A 26,032-nucleotide genomic window follows, 5' to 3' on the forward strand; every position below is an offset into this window, starting at 1 on the left:
CCAGGCGACTCGGTTCTATCTGGAACTCGGCGGTGTCTTTATTGGGGCGGCTTCGCCACCCAGCGCGGGGCAAGCCCGCTCACTACAAAGATGTGTAGATACCTATGGCAATCGCAGGCAAGCCAGCTCCCACAGAACAGCTACCCGTTTCTACAGGTATTTGAGCCAGGCCAGGTCGCGGCGCCGTGCCTTGAGCCCGGCAAACCAGCGCACTGGCAGGTAAAGCGCCAAGGGCAACAACAGCGACACCAGCCAAATGGCACCGATGTTGTCGAAGCCGAAATAGTTGCCGTGATTGAGGCCAAATAGCGCCACACAGGCGACGTAGAGCATTTTCAGCACATACAAATGCAGCAGGTAAAAGAACATCGGCGCTGCGCCGAACGTGGCCAAGATGCCTATCCAGCGCTTGTGCCCGGCCCGTTCAAACGCCAGCAACAGCAGCAAGCCAATCCCCAAGGTCAGCGCCAGGAACAGCAGCGATGGCGGGTACTTGGTCACGTTAAAAAAGCTCATTAACGTCTGCGCGCCGTCGGCATATGCCTGCCACGGTTTCTCGCCATACCCGTTGGCCGCCCGCAACAGCACAAACCCCACCAACGCGCCCACGCCACCGAGCAACAGGTAACGCTGGCGCAACGCCGGTTCCAGGCTGTTGGCGAACCACGGGCCAAGGCCATAACCCAGGGCGATCACGCCGATCCACGGCAACACCGGGTAGGTCACGCGCAGGCGCAGGGCGTCGCCCACCTCGATCCAACTGCGCTCATGCAGGATCGACCACGGAACCTGCAACGCCGACCCCGCGCCCACATGCAGCCCATCCAGCAGGTTATGCCCGCCAATGATCACCAGCGCCAAGCCGATCAACAGCGGACGCGGCAGCCACACCAGCGCGGCGAGGGCGATCATGCTCACGCCGATCGCCCAGATCACCTGCAGGTAGATCACGCTGGGCGGCAACTGGAAGGTCCAGGCGAAGTTGACCAGGGTAAATTCCAGAACCACCAGGAACAGCCCGCGCTTGAACAGGAACGCCGACACATCGCGCCGGCCCTGGTATTTCTGGCCGTACAGCCAGGCCGACAAACCCGTGAGCAACACAAACACCGGCGCGCACAGGTGGGCCAGGGTACGGCTGATAAACAGCGCCGGCTCGGTGCTGTCGATGTTCATCGGGTCGCTGACTTGGCGGTGCAGCAGGAAGGTTTCACGCACGTGGTCCAGCAGCATGAACAGGATCACCAGGCCGCGCAGGGCGTCGATGGAAAGCAGGCGTTGGCGCAAGGGAACAGCGTCAGTCATGGGCGAGATTCGCAGGGCAGGGTGGAAGTGGGGCGTTATCCTATAACATTAATTTGCGCGTTGCCGCGATTCGTTGCTCCGATTAGAATGCGATCAATTCTTAATTACTCCTTGGCCAGCGCGCCGGTGATTTGCATGTCGTCCTCCCTCAATCGGCCTATCCAGGATTTGTACTGCGAACACCACGGGTGGTTGTACCGCTGGCTCGACCGCAAGTTGGGCAATGCCAGCGATGCGGCCGACCTGGCCCACGATACGTTCATGCGCTTGCTCACCCGCCAGAACGGCGCCGGTTTCGGCAGCGAGCCGCGCGCGTTGCTTACCCATATCGCCAAGGGCTTGATGATCGACAGCTGGCGCCGCCAGGAAGTCGAGCGCGCCTACCTGGAGACCATCGCGCACCTGCCCGAGCAGGAGGTTCCGTCGCCGGAAACCCGCTGGCTGATCCTCGAAGCGCTGTACCGCATCGAAGCCATGCTGCGCGACTTGCCGGTGAAAACCCGCCAAGCCTTTCTGATGTCGCAGATCGATGGCCTCACCTACCAACAGATCGCCGATGAGCTCGCGGTGTCGCTGGTCTCGGTCAAACGCTACATGCGCGACGCATTCCTTGCGTGCCTGAGCGTGGCATGACCCCCTCCATCGACCCGCAGATTCTCGGCGAAGCCGCCGATTGGATGGTGCAGCTGCAATCCGGCAGCGCCACCGACGACGACCGCCGCGCCATCGCCCAATGGCAGGGCCGCAGCGCCCAGCACGCCCTGGCCTGGCAACGCGCGCAGGCGATCCTGGAGGATTTCGACAGCGTGCCGGCCGCGATTGCCGGCGATACCCTCAAGCGCATCGGCCGCAAAAAATCCCTGGGCCGGCGGCAAGCGCTCGGGCTGTTGTTGCTGGCGGGGCCGGCGAGCTGGCTGGCGTACCGGCAAAAACCGTGGCAGCCATGGACCGCCGACCAGCACACCGCAGTGGGCGAGCAACGCAACGTCAGCTTGCCCGACGGCACGCACCTGCTGATCAACACCGCCAGCTCGCTGAATATCGCCTTCACCGATCAGGTGCGACGCATCGACCTGTTGCAGGGCGAAGTGAAGGTCACCACCGCCAAAGACCCCGCACCGACCCATCGCCCGTTTATCGTGCAGACCCGCCACGGCACCGCCCGCGCCCTGGGCACACATTTCAGCGTACGGGTGGACGAGCAGAGCAGCCGCGTGGCAGTGCTTGAGGGCGCGGTAGAAATGTTGCCGCAGCACGCCAGCGCCGGGCGGGTGCTCAAGGCTGGTGAACAAAGTGCCTTTGGCAGCGACACCGTGCAGGCGGTGCAGCCATTGGATATCAGTGCGACGACCTGGGAAAACGGCATGCTGCTGGCCCAGCACATGCGCCTGGCCGATCTGCTCGATGAGCTGGGGCGTTACCGTCACGGCGTGCTGCGTTGTCACGCCAGTGTGGCCGGGCTGACCGTGTCCGGGGCGTTTCCCCTGCGCGACACCGACGCCAGCCTGCGCCTGCTGCAGGACACCTTGCCGGTCAAGGTCAGCAGCTTGACCGGTTACTGGGTGACCCTAGAGCCGCGCTGAGATTATTGTCGACCGTTGCTGATACCTTTTTCGTTGTCGCCCGGTGTAAGGGAAGAACCCTCAACATCGCACCGCGCCGACAGGAATGCCCATGACCTTCACACCGCACCCCATCCGCCCTTTGAAGGCCTTGAGCCTGGCCATCGCCCTTGCGGCCATCGCACCGTTGCACAGCGCCGTGGCGGCGGACACGGGGTCGGCCAGCGCGGCGCGCGGCTACAGCATTGCGCCGGGGCCGTTGGGCAATGTGCTGGCGCAGTTCGCGGCGATGTCCGGCGTGCCGCTTTCATTTGATTCCACGCTGCTCAACGGCCAGCAAAGCGCCGGTTTGCAGGGCAGCTTCACTGCGCAGTCGGGCCTCATGCAGTTGCTGCAAGGCAGCGGTTATACGCTGCAAAGCACCGGTGCGAACGGTTACACCCTGGTGCCCGAAGCAACGGGCGATGCGCTGCAACTGGGTGCGACCACCATCAGCGGCGACAGCGGCGCGCAGGCGGATACCTATGCCGGTGGCCAGGTCGCGCGTTCGGCGCGTTTGGGCGTGTTGGGCAATCGCTCGATCAACGACGTGCCGTTCAGTGTGGTCAGCTATACCGCCAAGACCATCGCTGACCAGCAGGCGCGCACCGTGGGGGATGTGCTGCTCAATGACGCGTCGGTGCGCCAGTCGTCAGGCTTCGGCAATTTTTCCCAGGTATTTACCATTCGCGGGCTGCCGCTGAATACCGATGACATTGCCTTCAACGGCCTGTACGGCGTACTGCCACGGCAGATCATCACCACCGAAGCATTGGAGCGGGTCGAATTGTTCAAGGGCCCCAATGCGTTCGTCAACGGCGTGTCGCCGGCGGGCAGCGGCATTGGCGGCAGCGTCAACCTGGTGCCCAAGCGCGCCGAAGACACACCCACCCGCAGCATCACCCTCGACACCACCACCGATGGCCAGCGCGGCGGCCACCTCGACCTGGGCCAGCGGTTCGGCGAAGACAACCGCTTCGGCGCGCGCGTCAACCTGGCCAGGCATGGCGGCGACACGGCCATCGAAGACGAATTCAAAAGCTCGCAACTGGTGGCGGTCGCCCTGGATTACCGGGGTGATCGCCTGCGCGTGTCCACCGATTTCGGCTACCAAAAAGAGCGCATCAACAATGGCCGTTCCGTGGTGTATCCCAATGGCAGCAAGGTGCCGAAGGCGCCATCGGCCAGGCACAACTACGCCCAGGACTGGAGTTGGTCCGAGTTGGAAGACACCTACGGCATGTTCAACGCCGAGTACGACTTGAATGAAAGCTGGACCGCCTACGTAGGCGGCGGCGCCAAGCACACACGGGAGAATGGCCAGTATTCGTCGCTGTACGTGGGCAACGATGGCAGTGGCCGCGTGGGCTTTTTGTACTCGCCCCATGACGAAGACAACAAGAGCGCCATGGCCGGCCTGAACGGGCACTTCAATACCGGACCGGTGACCCACCAAGTCAACGTCGGTTTGTCCGGCATCTGGGGGGAGCAGCGTTCGGCGTTTGAAGCGATCACCCAGGCCAATCGTCAGCCGGGCAATCTGTACAACCCGGTGCAGATTCCGCGTCCTTCGGTCACTTACTTCGGCGGCGATATCCATGACCCGCGCATCGTAGGCAAGAACCGCATCAAAAGCGCCGCTGTGTCCGACACCCTGGGCTTTATCGATGACCGCGTGTTGCTGACACTCGGCGTGCGGCGCCAGACCATCGAAGTGGATGGCTGGAACACCACCACCGGTGTGCGCAATGCCAACTATGCCGAGACCATCACCACGCCGGTATATGGGCTGGTGGTCAAACCCTGGGAGCACGTGTCGTTCTACGCCAACCGTATCGAAGGGCTGGCCCAGGGGCCGACTGCGCCGTTGACCAACGTCACCAACCCCGGCGAGGTGTTTGCGCCTAACCGCAGCAAACAGACGGAGGCGGGGGTCAAGCTGGATTGGGATACCTTTGGCGCGACCTTGGGCGTCTACCGCATCGAGCAGCCGAGCAGCGCCACCAACACCAATGCCAATGGCACCAGCACCTTCAGCGTCGACGGTGAGCAAATCAACAAGGGCGTTGAGCTGAACGTCTTCGGCGAACCGCTTGACGGCCTGCGCCTGCTGGCCGGTGCGACCTGGATGAACACTGAGTTGAACAATACCTCCAACGGTCTGAGTGACGGCAACCGCGCCGCCGGCGTGCCGCGCTTCCAGTACAACGTCGGCGCCGACTGGGACATTCCCGGCCTGCAGGGCGCCGCCGTCAACGCGCGACTGCTGCGCACCGGTGGCGAATACGTCAACGCCAGCAACACCCTGAGCATCCCCGCCTGGACCCGCGTCGACCTCGGCGCCCGCTATGGCTTCAAGGCTGACGACAAGTACATCACCTTGCGCGCCAACGTCGAGAACGTGGCGAACAAGGCGTATTGGGCGTCGGCGTCGACGACCAACAATTATCTGACCCAGGGTGAGCCGCGTACGGTCAAGCTGTCGGCCACTGTTGATTTCTAAAGCAAGACCCAAATCAATGTGGGAGCTGGCTTGCCTGCGAGGCGCATAGGTATCTTGACGCTGAAACCCCAGAGAACGGGCTGTTGTGGCGAGCGGGCTTGTCCCGCGTTGGGCTGCGAAGCAGCCCCAGTAAGGAGAATGCGGTGTATCAGACATTCCGCAGAGCCCGATTTTAGGGCTGCTTCGCAGTCCAACGCGGGACAAGCCCGCTCGCCACAGAAGCCGCTGTTCACTGGGTTTCAGCGTCGAGCCAAAGTTGTGTAGATACCTATGGCTATCGCAGGCAAGCCAGCCACATTTGATCCTCGCCGTGCCCTGGATTCTGATACGGTCAGACGAAATCGTCTGCGCAGGCCCTGACCATGACCACCCCACACGCCGTCATCGACTTCTGGAAACAAGCCGGCCCCAAACGCTGGTTCGCCAAGAACGCAGCCTTCGACGCCAGTTTCCGCGACACCTTCCACACCGCCCATCTGCAAGCCGCCCGGCGTGAGCTGGAAAGCTGGCTGGACTCGGCGCAAGGGGCGCTGGCGTTGCTGATCCTGCTCGACCAATACCCGCGCAATGCATTTCGTGGCACCGCCCATATGTTCGCCACCGACCCACTGGCACGGCTTTACGCCCAGCGCATGGTCGACGCCGGCCTGGATCAGCAGATCGAGCCGTCGTTGCGTGCGTTCTGCTACCTGCCGTTCGAACATTCGGAAGACCCGGCCGACCAGCAGCGGTCGCTGACCCTCAACCACCCACTGGATGCCAACACCTACCGGTGGGCCAAACAACATGCCGAAATTATCCAGCGGTTCGGTCGCTTCCCCCACCGTAATGACGTGCTGGCCAGAGCCTCCACCGCTGACGAGCAAGCGTTTCTGGACGAGGGTGGGTTCGCGGGTTAAGCGGTATTCCACCAAGGAATGCCCCCATAAAAACAGCGCATTGTCTTTCTCATCGCACATCTCGTAGCGTGGTGGCTCACTCAAGGAGATTCGTTATGAGCCAGCGTGCGTTACGTCTGTATGTTGATCACATGTTCACCAGCCCCTACGCCCTGTCGGTGTTCGTCACCCTGCGGGAAAAAGGCCTGGCTTTCGACACGCTCACCTTGGACCTGGACGCCGCGCAGCAGCTGGCGGCTGACTTTGCCCAACTGTCCCTGACCCGGCGTGTGCCGACGCTGGTGGACGGTGACTTCGCGCTGTCGGAGTCGTCGGCGATCACGGAGTATCTGGAAGAGGTTCACCCGCAGACGCCGGTGTACCCGGCTGACACCCGGCAGCGGGCGAGGGCGCGGCAGGTGCAGGCGTGGCTGCGCAGCGATTTGCTGCCGATCCGCCAGGAGCGCTCGACGCTGGTGGTGTTCTACGGGCAGAAAATGCCGCCGTTGTCACCCGCGGCCGAAGCGGCAGCCGCCAAGTTGATCAGCGCCGCGCAGACACTGTTGGCGGGTAATGCGGCGTATCTGTTCGGCGAGTGGTCGATTGTCGACGTGGACCTGGCGGTGATGCTCAACCGCCTGATTCTCAATGGCGATCAGGTACCGGCCGAACTGGTGGATTACGCGCAACGCCAGTGGCAGCGCCCGTCCGTGCAGGCGTGGGTCAACCTGCAACGCCCTGCGCTGTAGGGCTTTGGGCCATTTGCGCGACGCGCCGGTCCAGGTCTTCCCAATCCGCCATGCCCAGCACCCGCGTGGTGTTCAAGCCACGCAGGTAACCGCGCAGCTGATGGGCGCTGGCCTGGAATTGGGTGGCGTCAACGGCGGGGTCTTGCAGCACGCCTTCATAGTCGGCCAGATAATCGGCGACCCGCTCACGAAATTCCGGCAGGACGGCTTCGCGGATGCGGTCGAAGGTTTTCTGGTGGGGCTTCATGGCGTGGTCCTTATAGGTTTTATAGGTGCACTATCGGTTCAGATAATAGTCACCATCACGGATCGCAAGTTCTGTTTTTGCAGCAAAAGCGCAAAATCGCCCCATCGAGACGCTTTCAAGGAAATGCGCGATGAGGACGTTTATTCAGCTGGCTTTAATGATGGTGATGCTGGGCACTGTCGTGATCAACAACGCGGCGATCGCCGATGATTTGCATGCAGGCCATTTGCTACCTATCGTCGGTAGCGTAAACTCCCTGCAGCATGCGCAATCGGTGGGTGTGTTGTTGAGCGATAATACCCGCGATAATCTCAGCTACCTTGAACGCTACCACGACATGGCCTTGAATGGCGCCAAGGATGCCCTCGACGGGCGTATCCGCCAGGCGTTCGTCAACAGCTCCGACCCGGAGCTGGCCATCGATTGGTTGATGAGCTCGCTGCAAGGCACTTTTTTGTCGGTCACCGTGTACGACAACCTGGACGCCCTGGTGCAGGCTCGCCCCGACGTGGTGGTGATGCTCGATACCCATAACCAACTGCTGACCCAGCGTAACGATCAGGTCGAGGCGCGGTTTATTGCGCGGTTCTACGACGCGAACCTGCAATACATCGCCAAGGCCGAGGGCGCGGTGCACAAGCAGGTGCCGTCGGTGTGGGTGCATGACAAGGCCGCGCCGGAAGTTGCCGCGCAGATCGAGCAGCAGCGGGATGTGCAGCTCGACGCCTTGAAGCAGTTCGATGCGTCGCTCAAGGCGCTGCTTCACGCTGGGCAACGTGCGGGTTGATGTGAACTTTTATTTTTTATAGTCAGGAATTTTTCATGCGCGCTTTTTTCGCCCCGGGCTTGGCCTTTGGTTCCCTGTTGCTGGCGGGGTGTGTGTCCGCCCCCAACGCTCCGACACTGACCCTGCAGACCGCCAAGGACCCCGAGGCCTATGTGAAATGTGTGCTGCCCAAGCTGGAAAAGCATGGCATCACCTCCACCGTGACGCAGAACTCGCGCCACGCCAAAGTGCTGTTGACCAGCAAGTTTGCCGCCGATGATGTACTGGAAGCCTACAAGTCCCAGGAGGGCGGCAAGGTGTTCCTGTATGAACGCAAGCCGTTGGCCTCGGCGATCAAGCCGTCGCGGCTGGAGCTTGCTGCGCAGGAATGCATATAGCTGCCGACGCCGCATAGCCCCAAATGTGGGAGCGGGCTTGCTCGCGAAGGCGGTGTGTCAGTTAGCTCATTCGGGTCTGACACTCCGTATTCGCGAGCAAGCCCGCTCCCACATTTTGGATTGGTGTAAGGCTCAGGGTTTGGCTTCGTTGCTGAATGCGTTAACTGTTTTGATCAGCCCTTGCGCAGCCAGCGCCACCAATTCCCCACCTTTCTCCACCGTCGCCAACGCCGGATCGGACCCCATACGCCCATCAGGAAACCGTGCGCGAAAGTCCAGCGCTTCACGGATCGGCCCGGTATTGGCGATTCGCGGCGAGTAGTCGGCGGTCTTGATCGAATCCGGGTACGCCCACTGCGTCACCGCGATCTCGGACGGCGTGGCATGGCTGCCATGGCCGACCGGGAATTGGCGCTGGGCCAGGTCGGTCACGCCTTCCAGGTCCCACCAGTTCACCAGTTTCAGCGCAAACCCGGCCGGGCGGCGGGCGAAGCTCGCTTCGGCGTACAGCTCGGAGAACGCCGCTTCGATGGTGGCGATATTGCCGCCATGGCCGTTCAGAAACAGAATCTTGTCGAAACCATGCCCGGCCAGCGAGCGCACCCAATCACCAATGGCGGCGATAAAGGTGGAGGGGCGCAGCGAAATGGTGCCGGGAAAGCCCAGGTGATGCTGGGCCATGCCGATATTGAAGGTCGGGCCGATCAGGATGTCGGCGTTCTTCTGCGCCTCATGGGCGATGATTTCCGGGCACATCCAGTCGGTGCCCAACAGGCCGGTGGGGCCATGCTGCTCGTTGGAGCCGATGGGGATCACCACCGTGCGGCTGCGCTCCAGGAACTGACCGATCTCAATCCAGGTGGACGTGTGTAGAAGCATTCGACGCTCTCTTTTATCGATGAAGACAGGCTAACCGCCACGGATTGTACGACTACTGGCCACCTGCTGGGGTTTGCAATTGAGGTAGGTCGACGACTTCAGCCAGCGCTGGTCCGGGTACCACGAGAACATGAACTGCCCATCCTTGAGCTTGTCCACCACTTGGCGCGCGACTTGCGGGCGCACGGCCGGGCAACCCTGGCTGCGGCCGATGCGGCCTTCGCGTTTGCTCCACAGCGGGCTGACGTAATCGGCGGCGTGGATCACAATCGCGCGGTCGCGGGCCAGGTCGTTGAAGCCCGGTTCCAGGCCGTCCATGCGCAGCGAGTAACCGTGGGTGCCCAGGTAACTTTCCTGGGTGCGGAACAGGCCCAGGCTGGATTGGTGACTGCCTTCGAGATTGGAAAACTCGGTGGCGAAGTTTTCCCCGGACTTGGCGCCATGGGCCACCAGGTCACGCAGGACCAGGGTTTTCTTGCGCAGGTCGAAAATCCACAGGCGACGGGCGGTCGAAGGCTGGGAATAATCAATCACGGCCAGGCGCTCGGAGCGTTCTTCGCCATTGTTGACCGCGCATTGCACCGCGCTCAGTGCGCTTTTGAGCACCGTGGGATTGAGTTCTGGAGCCGATCGCGCCAGGCTGCTATACAAGGAAGGAGGGGTGCCATTGGCGGCGAGCGCAGAATTGCTCAACATAGCCAGGCTCAGGGTGAACAGGCCCAGGGCGGACATCGTGACCCGGCACATGAAAGTCAGCATCTACAGTACAACCCCCCACTGTGGATTGGAGCAAGTCTTGTTCAAAAAACACGCATGTTACTTGAGCATTTGCCTGCTCGTTGCACCATTGGTCGCCACAGCCCAAGCGCGGCCGGCAGAACCGTTGCCGGTCGCCATGCCTGCGCCGGTGGACCTGGCCCCGGTGCAACAGGCCCTGGCGCAACTGCCCAGTGTCTGCCCCGGCCTGGCGCCGCAGATCGACGTCGCCGGCCAATTGCGCCTGCAAGTTTTCTACCAACAGCAGGGCAATGCGCCGCTGTGGTCTGCCGATGAACGCCGCCAAGCGCTGCAATCCCAGTTGCTGATGCTTGCCGACGACGGCCTGGACCCCACCCACTATAGCCTGCCCGCCGTGGATGCCGCGGCCAATGTGCTGTGCAGCGATATCGACATCAGCCAGCGCTACCTGCAAGCCCTGCACGACCTGCATTACGGACGCCTGCAGCAATCGCGCTTCGAGCCGCTGTGGCATTCCCGGCCGCCGGACCGCGACCCCGACACCGAGGTGCTGGCCTTCGCCGCGCTGGGCCTGCAGGACATGGTCCAGGCATTCGACCAGGCAAGGCCCAGTGCCGATTTGTACCGCAGCCTGCGCAACGCCTATTCCAGTGTGCGCCAGCAGCCGTTGCCGCATTGGGGCCCGGTCGCCAGCGGCCCGCTGTTGCGCCCCGGCATGGAAGACCCACGCGTGCCGGAACTGGCACAGCGCCTGGTCAACGGTGGCTACCTCGCCGAGGCGCCCAGCGGCCAGCAATACCGCGACGAACTGGTCAAGGCGGTCAAGGCCTTCCAGCTCAGCCACTCGTTGCAGGCCGATGGCGTGATTGGCGCCGGCACCGTGGCCGAACTCAACATCAGCCCGTCGATCCGCCGCGAGCAACTGCGCATCAACCTCGAACGCTTCCGCTGGCTGGCCCAGGACCTGGAGCCCGAAGGCGTGCTGGTCAACGTGGCCGCCGCGCAACTGAGCGTCTACCAGAGCGGCATTCCCGTATGGCAAACGCGCCTGCAAGTGGGGCGCGCGGAACGCCAGACGCCTCTGCTCAAATCCCGGATCACGCGGCTGACCCTCAACCCGACCTGGACCATCCCGCCCACCATCATGCGCGAGGACAAGCTCCCGGCCATCCGCCTGAACCCGGAATACCTGCGCCAGCAAAACCTGCAAGTGCTCGACGCCGAAGGCCACCCGCTGGCGCCCGAACTGATCGACTGGGCGCGCCCCGGCAATATCCTGCTGCGCCAGGAAGCCGGCCCGCGCAACCCGCTGGGCAAGATCGTGATGCGCTTCCCCAACCCGTATTCGGTGTACCTGCACGACACGCCGAGCCAGCCGCTGTTCACCAAAGGGCCACGGGCGTTCAGCTCGGGCTGTGTGCGGGTCGAGCAGCCCTTGTTATTAAGGGATTTGCTGGTAAGCCCGGCCGAACGCGCACGCACCGATGAACTGCTGGCCACCGGCGTGACCCACGAGTTCAGGCTGGCGACCCCGGTGCCGGTGTTGCTGGGTTACTGGACGGTGGAGGTCGATCGCCAGGGCGGCTTGGTGTATGCGCCGGATATTTACGCGCGGGATCTGGTGTTGATGAAGGCGATGGGCAGTGTGCTCTGACTCTTGTAGTGAGCGGGCTTGCCCCGCGCTGGGTGGCGAAGCCGCCCTAAATAAGGCAATGCGTTATAACTGGGGTAATACGGTGTTCTTATTGGGGCGGCTTCGCCACCCAGCGCGGGGCAAGCCCGCTCACTACAGAAGGCGCGTCAGGATTAGTGCGACAGCCTGGTCCGGTGTGAGCAGGGCGGTATCGAGCGTGACCGGCACCTCATCCCACTCCTCGTACTCATGCGCCAGAACGGATGGCCACGTGGGCGGAACCAGGCCGGGAATATCGCCCGCGCGGGTCTCGACTCGCCGTTGATGCGCCTGCCGGTCCGAGCAAATCACCTGGACATCCAGCAACGCCACGCCTGCCGTTGCCGCCACGCGCTTCCACGCTTCGCGGCTCTCCCTGACCGGGTTCACGCAATCGGCGACCACCGTTTGGCCCGAGCGCAGGTTACTCAGCGCCAACGCATTCGCCACGCCGTAGCCGCTGGTACCCACATCGCCCGCCAGCACGCCGGCATCGCGAATGGCCTGTTCGATCAGGTCGATACGCAGGTAAACGGCGCTGATATGCTGTGCCAGTGCTCGAGCAATCGTGGTTTTGCCTGTGCCGGGCAGGCCGCTGAAGACGATGAGCATGGGGCACTCCGGGTGAGTGTTCAATTGAGTCTGGGCAGGTCGCAGCGTCAACGCAACGCTGGGATTGTCGCGTGTTTGGCCATGCTTGGACAATGGCGGCGATCAGGGTTGGGGGCGCCGATCCTGATCGAACTGCGGGATGCGGCCATTCAGGGAGGGCAGGTAGCGCCATTGATAGACACGGGCAGATGCGGCCGGCTGCCGATGCAGCCATGCCAGAATCGCCTCGGCGGCGATGCTCCCTGCCAGTTGGCGGCCGGGACACTCATGTCTTCCCGAGCCGAAACCGAAGGTGCGCCGTCCAGCGCGATTGAGCAAGAAACGATCGGGGTCCGGGTTCGCGGCGGGGTCTCTGTTGGCTGAAGCGAGCAACACCAGAACGCTATCGCCCGCTTCCAGGACGCGGCCCTCGACCGTGCATCGCTTGGCCACGAACCGCCGCGTGTTCTGCACCGCCGGGTCGAAACGCGCCACCTCTGCCACTAACTCCGCAGCCAGCAGTGGCGTGGCTCGCAGGGTTTCCAGCAGGTCAGGCTGACGCTGGAGCGCAACCAGGCTATTGCCGATCAGGCCGGCGGTGGCCTCGCAGGTCTGTGACACCAGGCCGATCAGGTTAGCAATCAACCCATCACGATCCTCCCAGGCACGGGTTTCACCGCTGTTGCGCAGCGCGCTCAACAAGCAGCTACCTTCAGCGTCTTTATTGAGCAGCTCACTGAATACCTGGCTGAGCCGAGTGGCCGCGCCATTGGCCTCGCCGAGCTGAACGTCGTCGCTCAGCGGCGACAGGCAGGCGACGAAATCCCGGGTCAGCTTGGCAACCTCAAGTAGCTGGCGGGGCGGGACGCCGATCACCGATGCAATGACGCACACCGGTAACGTGAACATCAACTGATCAAGGTTATCGCCCGGATTATCGAGGCCCTCGACCACGCGTGACACAGTGCCTGCAAGGCCTTGCGGGGCGACGGCCGCCAGCGCCGGTTCGATCGCCATTCTCGGGCACAGGTGCCGCGCGCCCTCGTTCATGCGCATCAACCGGCCGAAAACCCTGCCTGCGGCGCTTTGCGCAATGGCCGCTGGCACAGGCTCGTTCAAGGGGCGTACCCAGCAGTCGGGATGCCTCAGCACGGCTTCGACCGCGTTGGCACTGCTCGCAATCCATAAGCGCAGAGACGTATCGAATAGCAGACCGTTCTGCTGCCTGAGACTCGCGTAATAAACGTAGGGATCAGCCTGTGTAACCGCTTCAAAAGGCGTCATTGCGTAGGTCCTGTCGACGAAGAACCGCTACTATCGAACACCTTTGAACCCGATGATTCGCTCAGGAACGAAATATGGATGCCCTCGGTAACGACAGCGCAGTTTCTCGGGTAGCCGGCGCCATCGCCGAACCTGCAAGAACGAAAATGCTCTGTTCGCTGATGGACGGTCACGCCCGCACCAGTACCGAAATGGCCGTGATTGCCGAGGTGAGTGCCTCCACGGCCAGCGCGCACCTGGCAAGACTCAAAGAGGATGGGTTGATCAGGCTGCATACGCAGGGCCGGCATCGCTACTACAGCCTGGCGGACGCGCAAGTGGCCCAGGCTATCGAGACGCTGATGGTCATCGGCCAGAACGTGGACTCACGCTTTGTGTGCGCAACGCCCACCCGATTGCAGTTCGCGCGTACCTGTTATGACCACATGGCAGGTACCTTGGCGGTGCGGCTTCACGACCATTTCATGGTGTCGGGTTGGTTGGCACCGACCGTTGCCGGGGAGGGCGCTTACACACTGACAGCGACCGGCGAAACAGCCATGGCCGAACTCGGTATCGACACAGACAAGGTCAGGGCGCAGCGACGTCGTTTCGCCTGCTCGTGCCTGGACTGGAGCATGCGGCGCCCTCATCTTGCCGGCGCGCTCGGCGCGGCTGTTCTGCAGGCCGTCATCCGCCGCGGCTGGGTTATCCAGGACCTCGACAGTCGGGCGCTTGCATTGACCTCCACAGGCCGCAAGGCGCTGGCTGAGCGATTCGGGATCCTGCTTGAAAACGCCGAACGGGCCGGACCTTCTCAACCAATGGCACTGCCCAGCTTTTACTGAAAACGGCCCGGATGACACGCCACCCACAGGACAACCGCCCATGCCCCTGCCATTCGTAAAGATGCACGCCCATGGCGATGACTTCGTCATCATCGATCGCCGAGGCCTGCACGATCCCATCACGGCGCAAATCGCCCGCCAATTGGGCGACCGCCACACCGGGATCGGCTTCAACCAGCTGGCTGTGGTGCTCGACTGCGAGGATGCCGCCGCGCGTATCCAGTTCTGGAACGCCGACGGCACGCCGCTGCAAACCTGCGGCAGCGCCACGCGCGGAGTGGCCGATCGCCTGATGCATGAAGCCGGCGCCGATTCAGTCGTGCTGCGCACCGATCGCGGTTTGCTCACCTGCGTGCGTGCACCGGGCCGGCAGGTGTCAGTGAACTTGGGCGAGCCGTCGCTGGACTGGGCGGCGGTGCCGTTGGCCGAAGCGCTGGATACGCGCAACTTGCCCATCGAAGGCGACCCGGCGGCGTGCGGCATGGGCAATCCGCACTGTACGTTTTTCGTTAAGGACATCGCGACTGTCGATGTGGCGGCCTTGGGCCCTGCGCTGGAGGTCCACCCGTTGTTTCCGGCGAAGACCAATGTGCATTTCGTGCAGGTGCTCGACCGAGGGCATATCCGTCTGCGCATCTGGGAGCGTGGCGGCGGTACGCCGCTGGGCAGCGGTTCATGTTGCTGCGCGGCGGTGGTTAATGGCATCCGGCGTGGATTGCTGGATGCCACGGTGCGGGTGCAGTGCGATGGCGGCACGGTCACGGTGCAGTGGGCAGGCGAGGGTGGGGTCGTATTGACCGGCAGTGTCGAACCGGTGATGCAGGGCAGCGCTTACGTAGGCTGAACCGTGACGGTAAGCGTGGTGCCGTGTGTGGCGCAGGCACTCACCGCCACATCCTCGCGTGAACCCTGGCCAGCTCGCGCACGTTTTGCACACAAACTCTGGGGCACGCGCCCATGGCGCGGATAGGTTACAGTCCACGGCTTCGGAAGAAACTTCAGGTAACAAATATGCTGCGGTGGTCTCGGCAAGTGGCTTTGAGTCTGTTGGTATGTATGTGCGCCGGTCTGTTGATGACCGCCCAGGCTGACACTTCGCCCCTCGGGGTCGCCCTCGACCAGCGGGTGATCGACCTCACCGGCACCCTCGACAGCGGCACCACCGAGCGGCTCAAAAGCCAGCTCGCCGATCTTGAACAGCGCAAAGGCGCACAGGTTGCAGTGTTGCTGGTGCCCACCACGGGCGAGGCCAGCATCGAGGACTACGCCAACCAACTGTTCCGCGCCTGGAAGCTGGGGCGCAAGGACGTCGACGACGGCATTCTGCTGGTGGTGGCCAAAGGTGATCGCAAGGTGCGCATTGAGGTGGGGTATGGCCTGGAGGGCACCGTCACCGATCTGTTGGCGCATCGAATCATTGAAGAACACATCACGCCGGCGTTTCGCCAGGGGGATTACGCAGGCGGTGTGTCCCAGGGCGTGAATGCCCTGGTGCTGCTGGTGGAGGGCGGTGACCTGCCCGCGGTCGCCGCGCCAGAGGGTGCGCTGCAGGCATTCGCGGTATTGCTGGCGTTTATCCTCGGTGCCGTCGGCGGCGTGCTGATTGCCGCGCGCAAGCTGGGTTGGCGCGGCGCGTTGATTACCATGACCTTGGGCACGGTAGCGCTGGTGGTATTTGCCGGTGGCCACGAATGGGCTGTGTACCTGCTGGTGCTGCCCCTGACCATGCTGGTGGGCGGCGCTATCTTCGGCGCCTTGTGGCTGGCGCGCACCGCGTTCTATTGCGTGATGGGGCTGCTGGCCTACATTCTCGCGGTGGTGGTGGCCAATCGGTTTGTGGCGGTCAGTTATATCCATTGGCTGGCGTGGCCGTTCGGTGTGGCGCTGGTGCTGGGGCTGTATTTTGGCTTGTTCCTGATCATCAAGGCCTCGTGGAAAAAGCGCCCGCGCTTTTTTATCCTGCGTGCGCTGGCGGTGGTGGTTATTTACGTCGCGGCAGGCATGTTGTTCGGGCACGGTTACCAGGGCTGGCTGGTGGCGATACCGCTGGCCACCGTTGTGGCGTTTATTATTTTTGTCCAGAGCATCGCCGAGTCGGGCTCCGGTTCGGGCGGGTCTGGTTCAAGCTCCAGCCGTTCCAGCTCAAGTTCCAGCAGCAGCTCATCAGGCGGTGGCGGTTCCAGTGGCGGTGGTGGCGCGTCGGGGAGTTGGTGACATGATCCAATGCAAACGGGCCTACGACCCTGCCAGCCCGGACGACGGCAAACGCATCCTGGTCGACCGCCTGTGGCCGCGTAACTGCCGCAAGGACGCCTTGGTGCTGGATGAATGGGTCAAGGACGTCGCGCCATCCACCGAACTGCGCAAGGCGTTCAAGTCGGGCGCATTGAACTTTGCACAGTTCACCCGCGCCTACCGCCAGGAGCTGAGCGCCCAGCCAGCCCACTGGTGGAAACTGCTGGACCTCGCCGAGGCCGGCACGCTCACGCTGATTTATGCCGCCCATGACCCACAAGCCAACAACGCGGTGGTGCTGGCGCAGTGGTTGGAGCAAGAGCTGGATCGGCGTGCAGCGGGCAGTTCGCCGGTGTGTTATCAGGGGGATTTCCCGAGTTAATAGGGATGCCTCATCTCGACATCTATCGCCTCGCGGTAAGGATCGCCGAGGGCGGTAGATCGGCCATTACCCGCGGCCTGGGTGGGTTGCCAGCTTTGCGTATTGGGGTCGAAGACTTCGGCATCATCGCCTGCGGTGTGATCCAGCGGGTTGTGGCGTGGCCGGTCGTTATCGATGCGGGTTGCAAATGCTTGATACGCGGACAGGTGGGGGTTGAAACCGGTGACTGAAGACATGGCGTTACCTCTCTGATGGATAAATAGGCGCCCGCCGGAGCCTGAACTGACGGGGCGCATCGCAGGCTACAGCGGCCTTCTGGGCCATATCAATCAGGCGGATTCAAGCGTATGTAACCGCTTAAAACCGCCTCGCACTGCATTCACAGAAACGCTTGCGTGGCTGTCAGGCATGTCTTTGATCTTTGTGTGTAAACGCAGGCGGGCTGTCAGATAGCAGGGACGCACATCAGGTTCCTGCTTGGTGAAACACATTGGCGTCTTGAGCAGCGCGTGATGCCACAAACGTCTCGATACATAAGCCAGGCCAGAACCGCGAGGCCTGGAGCTCCCAGAGGAACCTGTGGGAGCTGTCGAGCTTTAGCGAGGCTGCGAAGGCGGCCGCAAAGACACCCTAAATTCCCCGGTTAGTCCGCAATTTTCAGCCCTCCGGAAACCAGAAAACCCGCCTAAGCGGGTTCTCTCACAGCTCACATCACATCAGCTCACGGCAGGCGAACCAAACCCCCGCCGCTCGATCACGGCAAACACATCCGCCACATCCTGGACCATGATCCGGGCGGTGTTGGCGACGGTATTGATGTCGTGTTCGGCATAGTCGGACACGTTGGAACAGGCCATCAGGTGCAGGTAGGCCAGCGCCGCGTTCAAGCGCTCGCTGGCGCAGGCGTGCAACTCGCCGAGCGGTGCGTCGCTGTCGATCAGCAGCACCGGGTAGTCGGTTGCGGTTTGGGACATGGGGGTGAAGCGGCGGGGCGGATTTTGATTAGTCATAAGGTTCGATTCTATTTTGGGTAAAAAGAACTGCCACCTTGCTGCTGCGAAACAGACTGGGTGGCAACTGTGCGCGGGTTCGCAGACCAGGAAGAATCACCCCCGGCAGACCCGAAGGTCTCCCACGCACAGCCGCCATAAACAAGACGCAGGCGGGCTCCGCCTGAGGGTCTGATGACTGTGCAGGTTGATTCTATTTTGTAGGGCTGCGAAACCCTATCGCCGACCAAAGCCAGCGACGGGGCGAACTATAAAGTGACCTTCGCACAGGCGCAACCGAGAGGATGTATCAAATCCCACCCACCCTGTTTTACCTGAGGGTTGTAGACGGACAAGGCGGTTGTCACTGTTTGGAATGTGTTCCGATGACGAAGTTGATTTGCTGAATCGCGTTGTACACAAGAGCCATTTGCTTGTTACGCAATATCCGCTCCGCCTGTCACCCTCGGCGCGCGGTCAATAATTGCCGATGTTATAGTCGCGGCGCTTTTTTAAGTTTTGATCGTGCCGGGAGGCTCCAGGAGAATCCGCATGACCCTTTACACAGCAGGCTATGAGGGCCTGACCATAGATGCATTCATCGCACGTCTCAAACAGGCGGGTATCGACAAGGTGCTTGACGTGCGCGAGTACCCGTTGTCACGCAAAAAGGGTTTTTCGAAAAATGCCTTTGCTCAGCGCCTGGCCGCTGAAGGTATCGGTTATGAACACAATCGGGCGTTGGGATGCCCGAAACCGGTACGCAAGCAGTACAAGGAAGATGGCGAATGGGGCACTTATGCCCGCGATTTCAGAGCCTATGTTCGCACGCAGGGGCCGGTACTGGAGGCGTTAGTGTCCAGTGTGCTTGGCCAGCGAATTTGCATGGTGTGCTATGAGGCAGATGCAAGCTTTTGCCATCGCAGTTTGATCGCCGAAGCAGCCGAGGAACTGGAAGGTTCCCTGACAACACAGCACCTGCCCGTTAAAGCAGGCGCATCTGATGTGTATCTTCGGTCTGTCGCTTAGGCGGATAGATCAGGCTGACAATCAACCATTGCCCCGCAAAGCGATGGATGGTGCCCATCAGCTCCGGCGTCCATTTCTCGGACGCTGACTTCTGAATGCGTAACGCGGCAATCCGTGACGGCTTGATCAAACCTAACGTAACGTTGCTCTCGATCCTGGCTGTTTCCAGCGCGTCAAAGTTGTCATAAACCTTCAGCTTGTCCAGCCATATGCGTCGTTCATGCCAATCCCCGGCGGGAAGTGTTTTTCCCGGGCAGATGCTGCCTATGCCAATCTTATGGCTTTCTGGCCTGCGATCAGCGGGGCTTCTTTCGATGAATGCCTCAATCCATTGCCACTTTGCAAATTGCTGGTCCCCGGTAACTAGACGAAAGGGAACCGGGTAGAGCCGTATCAGATTGCCGCTCTCGTCCATGCCGGCGACACACGACGTTTCAGCATATTTGGCACTGGGCGAAGGATAGGTTTTGCATAAAATCAGGATTCGAACTTTGCGTTTCATGGGTACCTGTATTCCAAGTCTTTTCTGAACTGTATCCGGACATCAGAGATCTGCCAGAAAGACTTGTAACGGCACATGCATAAAGGTTTCGAATCCTGAAAGTAAAAGCTGCATCACTCGGGTCAACGGGGTTGATTCGAGTGATGCTGAGATGCTCTATGAAGGTAGGTGTTGATTGATCAAACCCCACCCACCAACTTCCCTCCCTCCATCCGACGCTTATACGCACTGTCCCGACTCGCCAACCAGTAATACAACGGCGACGTCACCACCAACCCCACCACCCACGACAGGTCCGCGCCGTTGATGTGCTCCGAAATCGGCCCCACATACAGCGGCGTGCTCATGAACGGAATCTGCACCGCGATCCCCACCGCGTACGCCAACAAAGCCTGCGGGTTGTAGCGCCCGTAGATCCCGCCATCCACGCGGAAGATCGAGGCGATGTCGTACTGGCCCTTGTGGATCGCGTAGAAGTCGATCAGGTTGATCGCCGTCCACGGCACCAGCACCACGAGCAACACCAGCACCATGTCTACAAAGTGGCCGATGAAGTCTTTGGAGGCGAACACCGCCGCCACCGCGCAGGCTGCCAGCACGATGATCGAGATGACCGCGCGGCTTTTCGCCGTGGGAATCCAGCGGTACGCAAAGGTCTGCACCAGGGTAATGATCGACAGCACCGCGCCGTACAGGTTGAGGGCGTTGTGGCTGATCACGCTGAGCAGGAACAGCACCAGCATCAACGGCCCGATAGCGCCGGTGGCGAGCTTGACCGCTTCCATGGTGTCCATGCCCACCGGCGTGGCGAGCACGGCGACGGCGCCGAAGATGAACGATAGGCTCGAGCCCAGGGCCGAGCCGAGGTAGGTGGTCCAAAAGGTCGACGCGACGGGTACGTCGGCGGGCAGGTAACGCGAGTAGTCGGAAACGTAGGGCGCGAATGCGATCTGCCACAGCGCGGCCAGGGAAACCGTCGCCAGCCACCCGGAGATGTTGAAGCTGCCGCGCGTCAGGAAGTCGCTGGTTTGTACGTGGGTGAAGATGTAGCCAAACCCCAGCACGATCCCCGCGCCCAGCACCCAGGTGCCGATGCGGTTGAGCACGTGGATGAAGCGGTAGCCGATGATGCCGATGATCCCGGAGCCGATGGCGCCGATCACGATGCCCACCGGCACGGGGACTGCATCCACCACGCCGTGCAGGGATTTACCCGCCAGTACGATGTTGGACGCGAAGAAGCCGATGTACATGACGCCGGCGATCACCACCACCAGCAAGGCACCGAGGGAGCCGAACTGGGCGCGGCTCTGGATCATCTGCGGGATGCCCATCTGCGGGCCCTGGGCCGAGTGCAGCGCCATCAGCACGCCGCCGACCAGGTGGCCGACGAGGATGGCAACGATGCCCCAGATCAGGTTGAGGTGGAACAGTTGCACACCCAGCGCGCCGGTGACGATCGGCAACGGCGCGATGTTGCCGCCGAACCACAGGGTGAACAGGTCCCTGACCTTTCCATGGCGATCTTCCAGGGGCACGTAGCCGATGGTGTGTTTTTCGATGAGCGGGGCGGAGGATGTTGCAGTGGTAACCATAACGAGCTCCAAGGCAAGTGAGTACGTGGACGTACTTCGCTGTGCGGCGCGTGGGCGACGCTTTGTTGTTGCAGCGATCATCTGCAATGGACGCGGGCAGGTAAATTAGTAAGTTTGTTGCTACAGACCTTAAAAAATATCGCTCGTCCGCGTTTTTGCTCCGGTATGTTGCATGGGCCTTAATTGATACAAAAAGTCGGCTTTTTTCGCACCGGCATGGGGCGAATTCCCGCGTTTATGGAGACCTTGATGGCTGCCTACAACCTGCGCCAGCTCAGATATTTCGTCACCACGGCCGAGTGCGGCAGCGTCGCCGAGGCCTCGCGCAAGCTGTATATCGCGCAGCCGTCGGTGTCCACGGCCATCAAGCAGTTGGAGGACAGCTTTGGCGTGCAACTGTTTATCCGCCATCACGCTCAGGGTGTCTCGCTGACGCCCAGCGGCGCGCGGTTCTATCGCAAGGCGCTGGAGCTGCTGCGGGTCGCCCATGAATTCGAACAAAATGCCCTGGCGGACAATGACGTGGTGGCCGGGCAGATCGATATCGGCTGCTTTGAGACCGTCGCGCCGTTGTACCTGCCGCGTTTGATCGCCGGCTTCAAGGCGCGCTGGCCGGGTGTGGAGATCCGTATTCGCGATGGCGAGCAGCAGGAGCTGGTGCAGGCGCTGACGGCGGGCAGCATCGATGTGGCAATGCTGTTCGAGCACGACCTGGGCGGCACCATCGAGACCACGCCGTTGATGCCGCCGCAGCAGCCTTATGCGTTGCTGCCGGCGGACCACCGCTTTGCGCAGCAAGCCAAGGTGTCCTTGGCGGACCTGGTGCTGGAACCGATGATTTTGCTGGATGTGCTGCCGAGCCGGACTTACTTCGTGAGCATTTTTGAAGAGCGGGGGCTGACGCCGAACATTGTATTCAGCTCGCCGTCGATCGAGATGGTACGGGGGATGGTGGGGCGCGGGTTCGGGTTCTCGATATTGGTGACCAAGCCGTTCAGCGAGTACACCTATGATGGGCAGACAGTGGTGTGTGTGCCGTTGGCCGAGACCGTGACCGGTTCAGGCTTGTCGGCGGTCTGGCTGCGGCGTGCGCCGCTGACCAAGCCGGTGCAATTGTTTGTGGATTATTGCCGCGAAGAGCTGGCCAGGCTCTTGGGCTGAGCGCAAGACCAAAATGTGCGGGCTTGCTCGCGAATGCGGTCGGCCAGTCAAAACAGCAGTGCCTGACACACCGCATTCGCGAGCAAGCCCGCTCCCACATTAAATAGGTACTGCCTTCAAAGGCGAATCCAATCCAGCATCCGCCGCAACATCGCATCACACCCCGCCAACTGCTCCAGTTCCACAAACTCATCCGGCTTATGCCCCTGGTCCATGCTGCCCGGCCCGCACACCACCGTGGGAATGCCCACCGCATCGAACAACCCGCCTTCAGTGCCAAACGCCACCGTGCCGAATGCCCGCGAGCCGCAAAACGCTGCGATCAACTCCGCCGCCTGGCTGCGCTCATCCGTCGCCAACCCAGGATACGCCGACAATTCGGTAAAACGAATCGCGCTCTGCGCACTCACCGCCCGCATGCGCGGCAGCACGTGCTGCTCGGCGTAGGCCTTCAGTTCATCAGCCACCGCGCCTGGGTCCTGGGCCGGCAATGCGCGCACCTCAAAATCAAACCGGCAATCGACGGGGACGATATTCAGTGCCTTGCCGCCGCTGATCACGCCGGTCTGCACCGTGCTGAAGGGCGGGTCAAAGCGTGCGTCCTGAGTCTGCCGCAACCGCTGCCCGATCCGTCCCAGCTCACCAATCAACTCTGCGGCTTGTTCAATCGCATTCACCCCATACGGCGCATACGCCGAATGGCACGCCTCGCCCTGCACATCACAGCGCATCGCCAACTTGCCCTTGTGGCCGAGCACCGGCTTGAGTTCGGTCGGTTCGCCGATGATGCACAGCAGCGGCTTCACGGGGCGGTCTTCCAGCACCTTGAGCAACGAGCGTACGCCCAGGCAGCCCACCTCTTCGTCGTAAGACAGGGCGATGTGCACCGGCATGCGCAAGGGGGCCTCAACCAGCGCCGGCACCAGCGCCAACACGCAGGCGATATAGCCTTTCATGTCCGCCGTGCCGCGGCCAAACAGCTTGCCGTCGCGTTCGGTGAGTGCGAACGGCGGCACTGTCCACGGCTGCCCGTCCACCGGCACCACATCGGTATGCCCCGACAGCACAATGCCCGGCGCCTGCACCGGGCCCACGCTGGCAAACAGGTTGGCCTTGCTGCCTTCGGCGTTGAACATCAACTCGCTGGCCACCCCGAACCCTGCCAGATAATCGCGCACAAACTCGATCAATTGCAGGTTGGATTCGCGGCTGGTGGTGTCAAACCCCACCAGCGTGCGCAGCAGTTCGCGGCTGCTGCTCATCGCTCGTCTCCGGCCACGCCGTAGCCGGGCGAGCGGTCCGGAGCGAGCGCGCGGTCGATGTAGTCCTGCACTTGCAGACGGTAGGCGTCCCAGAGTTTTTGCAGTTCACGGATAGGCTGGTCATCTGCCCAGTCCACGCGCAGGTTGATGATCGGCCACGTCAGCTCGCCCACCACCACCAGCGCCGCGGAATGCACCGGGCCGGCTTCGCCGCCGGCGGCGATGGCGGCGTGCATCGCGGCCAGCAGGCGATCCGCCAATTGGCCTTCGCCTTTTTCAAAAGCCGCGACCATCGCCTCGACTACCGCGCGGTCGGCAAGCATATTGCCCGCCGCCACGCACTGTTCGCCCGACACCGCGTTGTGGGTGCCGAGGGTTTCGCTGCCACTGAAATGCACGCTGCGGCCCAAGTGATCGATCGCCGTCAGTTGCCGGTACTGGCTGTAGCCGTTGCGGGTCAGGGCCTTGTCGATAGCGTCGGCGGGCGCGAGGCCCTGTTCCAGCAAATCCAGCACATCCGGGCCCAGCGCCGGCAGCGTGATGTTCTGCGTCGACACCGCACCCACACCGGGCCGCAGCCACGGGCAACGGGCGCCCACGGCAATGCTCGAGGAACTGATGGCGATGCCCAATTGGCCGGTTTCGGCGCAACGACCGACAATTGAAAAGGTCATGTGCAACTCCTTACTCGGGAATAACGGCGATCACATCAATTTCCATCAGCCACTGCGGCTGGCCCAGGGCCGACACCACCAGCCCGGTGGAAATCGGGAACACGCCCTTGAGCCATTTGCCGACTTCCTGGTACACCGGCTCGCGGTAGCGCGGGTCGATCAGGTAAGTGGTGGTCTTGACGATATGGCTGAGGTCGCTGCCGGCTTCTTCCAACAGTTGCTTGACGTTTTTCATGGCTTGTTCGGCCTGGGCACGTGGGTCGCCAAGGCCGACCAGGTTACCGTCGAAATCGGTGCCGACCTGGCCGCGTACGTACACGGTATTGCCGGCGCGCACGGCCTGGCACAGGTCGTTGTCCAGGCTCTGGTTGGGGTAGGTTACCTTGGTGTTGAACATGCGGATGCGAGTGTGAGTAGGCATCGAAAAAAACTCCGGCAATAGAGGGATCAGGCGCTGACAGGGGATGGGTGAGCCAGCGGGGCGGGTTCGCGGTATTCAAGGTATTGCCGTTGGATGGCGATGTGGTCGGCCACGTACTTGGCGTCGTGCCAGACCCCCCAGATAAACGACGAGCCGCGACGTGACTGCCACGGCAAGCCGAGAAAGTAGATCCCCGCTTCGCTGGACACGCCGCGCTGGTGCTGCGGCTTGCCGGCGGCGTCGAAGGCCGCGACGTTCAACCAGCTGTAGTCCACCGCAAAACCGGTGGCCCAGATGATGGTGGTGACACCGGCCTCGGCCAGATCCAGTTCCAGGATCGGCTGCTGGATGCACTGCGCATCCGGGAACACCCGGCGGGCTTCGGGCTCCGGTGGCAAGTCCAGACCATTGCGCTCGATGTAGGCGTCCGCCGCATCCAGCAGCGCCAGGTAATTTTCATCGCCACGCGCCAGGTTCTCCGCCAGGTTCGGCTGGAACGTGGCGACGGTGCCGTTGAACGCTTGCGTGAGGCCGACCAGGACCATGCCTTGCTGGGCCAGCTCGCGGAAGTCGATGGTCTTGCCGCCGTGGGCGCCGCTGACCGCGATGGTCACGTGCTCACGGCCAGGCTTCATCGCCGCCTGGTCCCATTCGCCCAGCACGCCGAGCCACCAGCAGAAGTCACGGTTGCGGTAGGCGCGGGGCGGGCGATCGTGGGCCCCGACCGACAGGTAAACCTGGCGTCCGGAGCGTTGCAATTCATCGGCGATCTGTACACCGGACGAGCCTGCCCCCACCACCAGTACGGCGCCGGCCGGCAGTTGCGCAGGGTTGCGATAGTCGGCGGAATGGATCTGGTGCAGCGCCGTGTCGGTGGGCGCGATGGCCGGGATCACCGGCTTCTGGAACGGCCCGGTCGCCGCCACGACGCGGTTGGCCTCAATCACGCCTTCGCTGGTGTGCACGGTGAATCCTTGACGGCCAATATTGCGTACAACCGACAGCACCTCGACGCCGGTACGGATCGGCGCATTGAACTTGCGGGCATAGGCTACAAAGTAATCGGCCACCTGTTCTTTGGGCGCGAAGCCATCCGGGGCGACGGTGTCGAATGCCAGGCCGGGAAACCGGTCATGCCAGGCCGGCCCGTTGGCCACCAGCGAATCCCAGCGCCCGGTGCGCCAGCGCTCGGCGATGCGGCTGCGCTCCAGCACCAGGTGTGGCACGCCTTGCTTGCTCAGATGCTCACTCATGGCCACGCCCGCTTGACCGGCGCCCACCACCAGGGTGTCTGTTTTTGTTATTGCTTGAGTCATGTCTCTGTCCTTGCATCATGCAGTTGGA

28 protein-coding genes are annotated in these 26,032 nt (G+C 62.2%); 14 read left to right on the plus strand and 14 right to left on the minus strand.

Annotation, left to right across the window (positions count from 1 at the left end; translation table 11 throughout):
- Positions 1 to 150 precede the first annotated feature (150 nt).
- Complete coding sequence (locus H0Z09_RS09610; protein WP_186689969.1) at positions 151 to 1,305, minus strand: DUF1624 domain-containing protein; 1,155 nt, start codon at positions 1,303 to 1,305, stop codon at positions 151 to 153.
- Between the two features lie 135 nt (positions 1,306 to 1,440).
- Between H0Z09_RS09610 and H0Z09_RS09615 the strand changes: the two genes are divergently transcribed.
- From H0Z09_RS09615 to yfcF, 5 genes are all read left to right on the plus strand, one after another.
- Positions 1,441 to 1,938 carry a sigma-70 family RNA polymerase sigma factor gene (locus H0Z09_RS09615; protein WP_186689971.1) on the plus strand — a complete coding sequence of 166 codons (498 nt, stop codon included), beginning with the start codon at positions 1,441 to 1,443 and terminating at the stop codon, positions 1,936 to 1,938.
- A complete protein-coding gene (locus H0Z09_RS09620) occupies positions 1,935 to 2,888 on the plus strand; it encodes a FecR domain-containing protein (RefSeq protein WP_186689973.1) in 954 nt (317 codons plus the stop codon). The genes H0Z09_RS09615 and H0Z09_RS09620 overlap by 4 nt, the downstream gene beginning before the upstream one ends.
- Positions 2,889 to 2,979: 91 nt before the next feature.
- Positions 2,980 to 5,409: a TonB-dependent receptor gene (locus H0Z09_RS09625; RefSeq protein WP_186689975.1), complete on the plus strand. Its 2,430-nt coding sequence runs from the start codon at positions 2,980 to 2,982 to the stop codon at positions 5,407 to 5,409.
- 362 nt (positions 5,410 to 5,771) lie between these two features.
- On the plus strand, positions 5,772 to 6,308 hold the full coding sequence (locus H0Z09_RS09630) for a DUF924 family protein (RefSeq protein ID WP_186689977.1): 537 nt from the start codon (positions 5,772 to 5,774) through the stop codon (positions 6,306 to 6,308).
- Between the two features lie 95 nt (positions 6,309 to 6,403).
- Positions 6,404 to 7,036, plus strand: a complete 633-nt coding sequence (gene yfcF, locus H0Z09_RS09635; RefSeq protein WP_186689979.1) for a glutathione transferase — start codon at positions 6,404 to 6,406, stop codon at positions 7,034 to 7,036.
- On the opposite strand, the gene H0Z09_RS09640 is transcribed toward yfcF, so the two are convergent.
- On the minus strand, positions 7,011 to 7,283 hold the full coding sequence (locus H0Z09_RS09640; protein ID WP_186689981.1) for a hypothetical protein: 273 nt from the start codon (positions 7,281 to 7,283) through the stop codon (positions 7,011 to 7,013). The two genes, yfcF and H0Z09_RS09640, sit on opposite strands and share 26 nt — an antisense overlap.
- 130 nt (positions 7,284 to 7,413) lie before the next feature.
- Between H0Z09_RS09640 and H0Z09_RS09645 the strand changes: the two genes are divergently transcribed.
- Positions 7,414 to 8,070 carry an ATPase gene (locus tag H0Z09_RS09645; RefSeq protein ID WP_186689983.1) on the plus strand — a complete coding sequence of 219 codons (657 nt, stop codon included), beginning with the start codon at positions 7,414 to 7,416 and terminating at the stop codon, positions 8,068 to 8,070.
- 35 nt (positions 8,071 to 8,105) lie between these two features.
- Positions 8,106 to 8,447, plus strand: coding sequence for a hypothetical protein (locus tag H0Z09_RS09650; RefSeq protein WP_076950680.1), 342 nt, complete (start codon positions 8,106 to 8,108; stop codon positions 8,445 to 8,447).
- A gap of 132 nt (positions 8,448 to 8,579) precedes the next feature.
- On the opposite strand, the gene H0Z09_RS09655 is transcribed toward H0Z09_RS09650, so the two are convergent.
- Both H0Z09_RS09655 and H0Z09_RS09660 read right to left on the minus strand, forming a co-directional pair.
- Positions 8,580 to 9,326 carry a creatininase family protein gene (locus H0Z09_RS09655; RefSeq protein ID WP_186689985.1) on the minus strand — a complete coding sequence of 249 codons (747 nt, stop codon included), beginning with the start codon at positions 9,324 to 9,326 and terminating at the stop codon, positions 8,580 to 8,582.
- Between the two features lie 30 nt (positions 9,327 to 9,356).
- Positions 9,357 to 10,085, minus strand: coding sequence for a murein L,D-transpeptidase catalytic domain family protein (locus tag H0Z09_RS09660; RefSeq protein WP_186689987.1), 729 nt, complete (start codon positions 10,083 to 10,085; stop codon positions 9,357 to 9,359).
- A 37-nt stretch (positions 10,086 to 10,122) separates the two neighbouring features.
- On the opposite strand from H0Z09_RS09660, the gene H0Z09_RS09665 reads away from it, so the two are divergent.
- Positions 10,123 to 11,718, plus strand: coding sequence for a L,D-transpeptidase family protein (locus H0Z09_RS09665; protein ID WP_186689989.1), 1,596 nt, complete (start codon positions 10,123 to 10,125; stop codon positions 11,716 to 11,718).
- Between the two features lie 132 nt (positions 11,719 to 11,850).
- On the opposite strand, the gene H0Z09_RS09670 is transcribed toward H0Z09_RS09665, so the two are convergent.
- Positions 11,851 to 12,348, minus strand: coding sequence for an AAA family ATPase (locus H0Z09_RS09670; protein WP_186689991.1), 498 nt, complete (start codon positions 12,346 to 12,348; stop codon positions 11,851 to 11,853).
- 102 nt (positions 12,349 to 12,450) lie between these two features.
- Positions 12,451 to 13,611, minus strand: coding sequence for a cytochrome P450 (locus tag H0Z09_RS09675; RefSeq protein WP_186689993.1), 1,161 nt, complete (start codon positions 13,609 to 13,611; stop codon positions 12,451 to 12,453).
- Positions 13,612 to 13,685: 74 nt separating this feature from the next.
- Between H0Z09_RS09675 and H0Z09_RS09680 the strand changes: the two genes are divergently transcribed.
- From H0Z09_RS09680 to H0Z09_RS09695, 4 genes are all read left to right on the plus strand, one after another.
- Positions 13,686 to 14,438, plus strand: a complete 753-nt coding sequence (locus H0Z09_RS09680; protein WP_186689995.1) for a helix-turn-helix transcriptional regulator — start codon at positions 13,686 to 13,688, stop codon at positions 14,436 to 14,438.
- Between the two features lie 40 nt (positions 14,439 to 14,478).
- The gene (dapF, locus tag H0Z09_RS09685) at positions 14,479 to 15,282 is read left to right on the plus strand and encodes a diaminopimelate epimerase (RefSeq protein WP_186689997.1); all 804 of its coding nucleotides are present in this window, start codon (positions 14,479 to 14,481) and stop codon (positions 15,280 to 15,282) included.
- A gap of 167 nt (positions 15,283 to 15,449) precedes the next feature.
- Entirely contained in the window at positions 15,450 to 16,652 is a 1,203-nt protein-coding gene (locus H0Z09_RS09690) for a YgcG family protein (protein WP_186689999.1), read from the plus strand.
- A 1-nt stretch (position 16,653) separates the two neighbouring features.
- Positions 16,654 to 17,055, plus strand: a complete 402-nt coding sequence (locus H0Z09_RS09695) for a DUF488 domain-containing protein (RefSeq protein WP_186690001.1) — start codon at positions 16,654 to 16,656, stop codon at positions 17,053 to 17,055.
- Here H0Z09_RS09695 and H0Z09_RS09700 read toward each other — a convergent pair.
- Both H0Z09_RS09700 and H0Z09_RS09705 read right to left on the minus strand, forming a co-directional pair.
- Positions 17,052 to 17,291, minus strand: a complete 240-nt coding sequence (locus H0Z09_RS09700) for a hypothetical protein (RefSeq protein ID WP_130925941.1) — start codon at positions 17,289 to 17,291, stop codon at positions 17,052 to 17,054. The genes H0Z09_RS09695 and H0Z09_RS09700 overlap by 4 nt on opposite strands.
- 480 nt (positions 17,292 to 17,771) lie before the next feature.
- Positions 17,772 to 18,065 (minus strand): fructose-bisphosphate aldolase, encoded by a 294-nt coding sequence (locus tag H0Z09_RS09705; protein ID WP_186690003.1) that lies wholly within the window; start codon positions 18,063 to 18,065, stop codon positions 17,772 to 17,774.
- Positions 18,066 to 18,596: 531 nt separating this feature from the next.
- Here H0Z09_RS09705 and H0Z09_RS09710 point away from each other — a divergent pair.
- The gene (locus H0Z09_RS09710; protein ID WP_186690004.1) at positions 18,597 to 19,073 is read left to right on the plus strand and encodes a DUF488 domain-containing protein; all 477 of its coding nucleotides are present in this window, start codon (positions 18,597 to 18,599) and stop codon (positions 19,071 to 19,073) included.
- Here the strand turns inward: H0Z09_RS09710 and H0Z09_RS09715 are convergent.
- A complete protein-coding gene (locus H0Z09_RS09715) occupies positions 19,030 to 19,575 on the minus strand; it encodes a hypothetical protein (RefSeq protein WP_186690006.1) in 546 nt (181 codons plus the stop codon). The two genes, H0Z09_RS09710 and H0Z09_RS09715, sit on opposite strands and share 44 nt — an antisense overlap.
- Before the next feature lie 179 nt (positions 19,576 to 19,754).
- On the minus strand, positions 19,755 to 21,170 hold the full coding sequence (locus H0Z09_RS09720) for a cytosine permease (RefSeq protein ID WP_186690008.1): 1,416 nt from the start codon (positions 21,168 to 21,170) through the stop codon (positions 19,755 to 19,757).
- Positions 21,171 to 21,419: 249 nt separating this feature from the next.
- Here H0Z09_RS09720 and H0Z09_RS09725 point away from each other — a divergent pair, with 249 nt between their 5' ends.
- The gene (locus H0Z09_RS09725) at positions 21,420 to 22,331 is read left to right on the plus strand and encodes a LysR substrate-binding domain-containing protein (RefSeq protein ID WP_076950667.1); all 912 of its coding nucleotides are present in this window, start codon (positions 21,420 to 21,422) and stop codon (positions 22,329 to 22,331) included.
- 116 nt (positions 22,332 to 22,447) lie between these two features.
- On the opposite strand, the gene argE is transcribed toward H0Z09_RS09725, so the two are convergent.
- From argE to H0Z09_RS09745, 4 genes are read right to left on the minus strand one after another with little or no spacing between them, the layout of a single operon-like run.
- On the minus strand, positions 22,448 to 23,593 hold the full coding sequence (gene argE / locus H0Z09_RS09730) for an acetylornithine deacetylase (protein WP_186690010.1): 1,146 nt from the start codon (positions 23,591 to 23,593) through the stop codon (positions 22,448 to 22,450).
- Positions 23,590 to 24,267 carry a DUF1028 domain-containing protein gene (locus H0Z09_RS09735; RefSeq protein ID WP_186690011.1) on the minus strand — a complete coding sequence of 226 codons (678 nt, stop codon included), beginning with the start codon at positions 24,265 to 24,267 and terminating at the stop codon, positions 23,590 to 23,592. Before H0Z09_RS09735 ends, argE begins: the two co-directional genes overlap by 4 nt.
- A 10-nt stretch (positions 24,268 to 24,277) precedes the next feature.
- The gene (locus H0Z09_RS09740; RefSeq protein WP_076950664.1) at positions 24,278 to 24,688 is read right to left on the minus strand and encodes a RidA family protein; all 411 of its coding nucleotides are present in this window, start codon (positions 24,686 to 24,688) and stop codon (positions 24,278 to 24,280) included.
- 26 nt (positions 24,689 to 24,714) lie between these two features.
- Positions 24,715 to 26,004, minus strand: coding sequence for an NAD(P)/FAD-dependent oxidoreductase (locus tag H0Z09_RS09745; RefSeq protein WP_186690013.1), 1,290 nt, complete (start codon positions 26,002 to 26,004; stop codon positions 24,715 to 24,717).
- Positions 26,005 to 26,032: the final 28 nt, after the last annotated feature.

The sequence above is a fragment of the Pseudomonas sp. SWRI18 genome (genome assembly GCF_014268345.1).
GTDB classification, from domain to species: Bacteria; Pseudomonadota; Gammaproteobacteria; order Pseudomonadales; family Pseudomonadaceae; genus Aquipseudomonas; species Aquipseudomonas cedrina.

Coding starts and splice junctions, on each gene's coding strand:
- H0Z09_RS09610 (WP_186689969.1), bottom strand. CDS start 1,305: ATGACTGACGCTGTTCCCTTGCGCCAACGCCTGCTTTCCATCGACGCC.
- H0Z09_RS09615 (WP_186689971.1), top strand. CDS start 1,441: ATGTCGTCCTCCCTCAATCGGCCTATCCAGGATTTGTACTGCGAACAC.
- H0Z09_RS09620 (WP_186689973.1), top strand. CDS start 1,935: ATGACCCCCTCCATCGACCCGCAGATTCTCGGCGAAGCCGCCGATTGG.
- H0Z09_RS09625 (WP_186689975.1), top strand. CDS start 2,980: ATGACCTTCACACCGCACCCCATCCGCCCTTTGAAGGCCTTGAGCCTG.
- H0Z09_RS09630 (WP_186689977.1), top strand. CDS start 5,772: ATGACCACCCCACACGCCGTCATCGACTTCTGGAAACAAGCCGGCCCC.
- yfcF (WP_186689979.1), top strand. CDS start 6,404: ATGAGCCAGCGTGCGTTACGTCTGTATGTTGATCACATGTTCACCAGC.
- H0Z09_RS09640 (WP_186689981.1), bottom strand. CDS start 7,283: ATGAAGCCCCACCAGAAAACCTTCGACCGCATCCGCGAAGCCGTCCTG.
- H0Z09_RS09645 (WP_186689983.1), top strand. CDS start 7,414: ATGAGGACGTTTATTCAGCTGGCTTTAATGATGGTGATGCTGGGCACT.
- H0Z09_RS09650 (WP_076950680.1), top strand. CDS start 8,106: ATGCGCGCTTTTTTCGCCCCGGGCTTGGCCTTTGGTTCCCTGTTGCTG.
- H0Z09_RS09655 (WP_186689985.1), bottom strand. CDS start 9,326: ATGCTTCTACACACGTCCACCTGGATTGAGATCGGTCAGTTCCTGGAG.
- H0Z09_RS09660 (WP_186689987.1), bottom strand. CDS start 10,085: ATGCTGACTTTCATGTGCCGGGTCACGATGTCCGCCCTGGGCCTGTTC.
- H0Z09_RS09670 (WP_186689991.1), bottom strand. CDS start 12,348: ATGCTCATCGTCTTCAGCGGCCTGCCCGGCACAGGCAAAACCACGATT.
- H0Z09_RS09675 (WP_186689993.1), bottom strand. CDS start 13,611: ATGACGCCTTTTGAAGCGGTTACACAGGCTGATCCCTACGTTTATTAC.
- H0Z09_RS09680 (WP_186689995.1), top strand. CDS start 13,686: ATGGATGCCCTCGGTAACGACAGCGCAGTTTCTCGGGTAGCCGGCGCC.
- dapF (WP_186689997.1), top strand. CDS start 14,479: ATGCCCCTGCCATTCGTAAAGATGCACGCCCATGGCGATGACTTCGTC.
- H0Z09_RS09690 (WP_186689999.1), top strand. CDS start 15,450: ATGCTGCGGTGGTCTCGGCAAGTGGCTTTGAGTCTGTTGGTATGTATG.
- H0Z09_RS09695 (WP_186690001.1), top strand. CDS start 16,654: ATGATCCAATGCAAACGGGCCTACGACCCTGCCAGCCCGGACGACGGC.
- H0Z09_RS09700 (WP_130925941.1), bottom strand. CDS start 17,291: ATGTCTTCAGTCACCGGTTTCAACCCCCACCTGTCCGCGTATCAAGCA.
- H0Z09_RS09705 (WP_186690003.1), bottom strand. CDS start 18,065: ATGACTAATCAAAATCCGCCCCGCCGCTTCACCCCCATGTCCCAAACC.
- H0Z09_RS09710 (WP_186690004.1), top strand. CDS start 18,597: ATGACCCTTTACACAGCAGGCTATGAGGGCCTGACCATAGATGCATTC.
- H0Z09_RS09715 (WP_186690006.1), bottom strand. CDS start 19,575: ATGAAACGCAAAGTTCGAATCCTGATTTTATGCAAAACCTATCCTTCG.
- H0Z09_RS09720 (WP_186690008.1), bottom strand. CDS start 21,170: ATGGTTACCACTGCAACATCCTCCGCCCCGCTCATCGAAAAACACACC.
- H0Z09_RS09725 (WP_076950667.1), top strand. CDS start 21,420: ATGGCTGCCTACAACCTGCGCCAGCTCAGATATTTCGTCACCACGGCC.
- argE (WP_186690010.1), bottom strand. CDS start 23,593: ATGAGCAGCAGCCGCGAACTGCTGCGCACGCTGGTGGGGTTTGACACC.
- H0Z09_RS09735 (WP_186690011.1), bottom strand. CDS start 24,267: ATGACCTTTTCAATTGTCGGTCGTTGCGCCGAAACCGGCCAATTGGGC.
- H0Z09_RS09740 (WP_076950664.1), bottom strand. CDS start 24,688: ATGCCTACTCACACTCGCATCCGCATGTTCAACACCAAGGTAACCTAC.
- H0Z09_RS09745 (WP_186690013.1), bottom strand. CDS start 26,004: ATGACTCAAGCAATAACAAAAACAGACACCCTGGTGGTGGGCGCCGGT.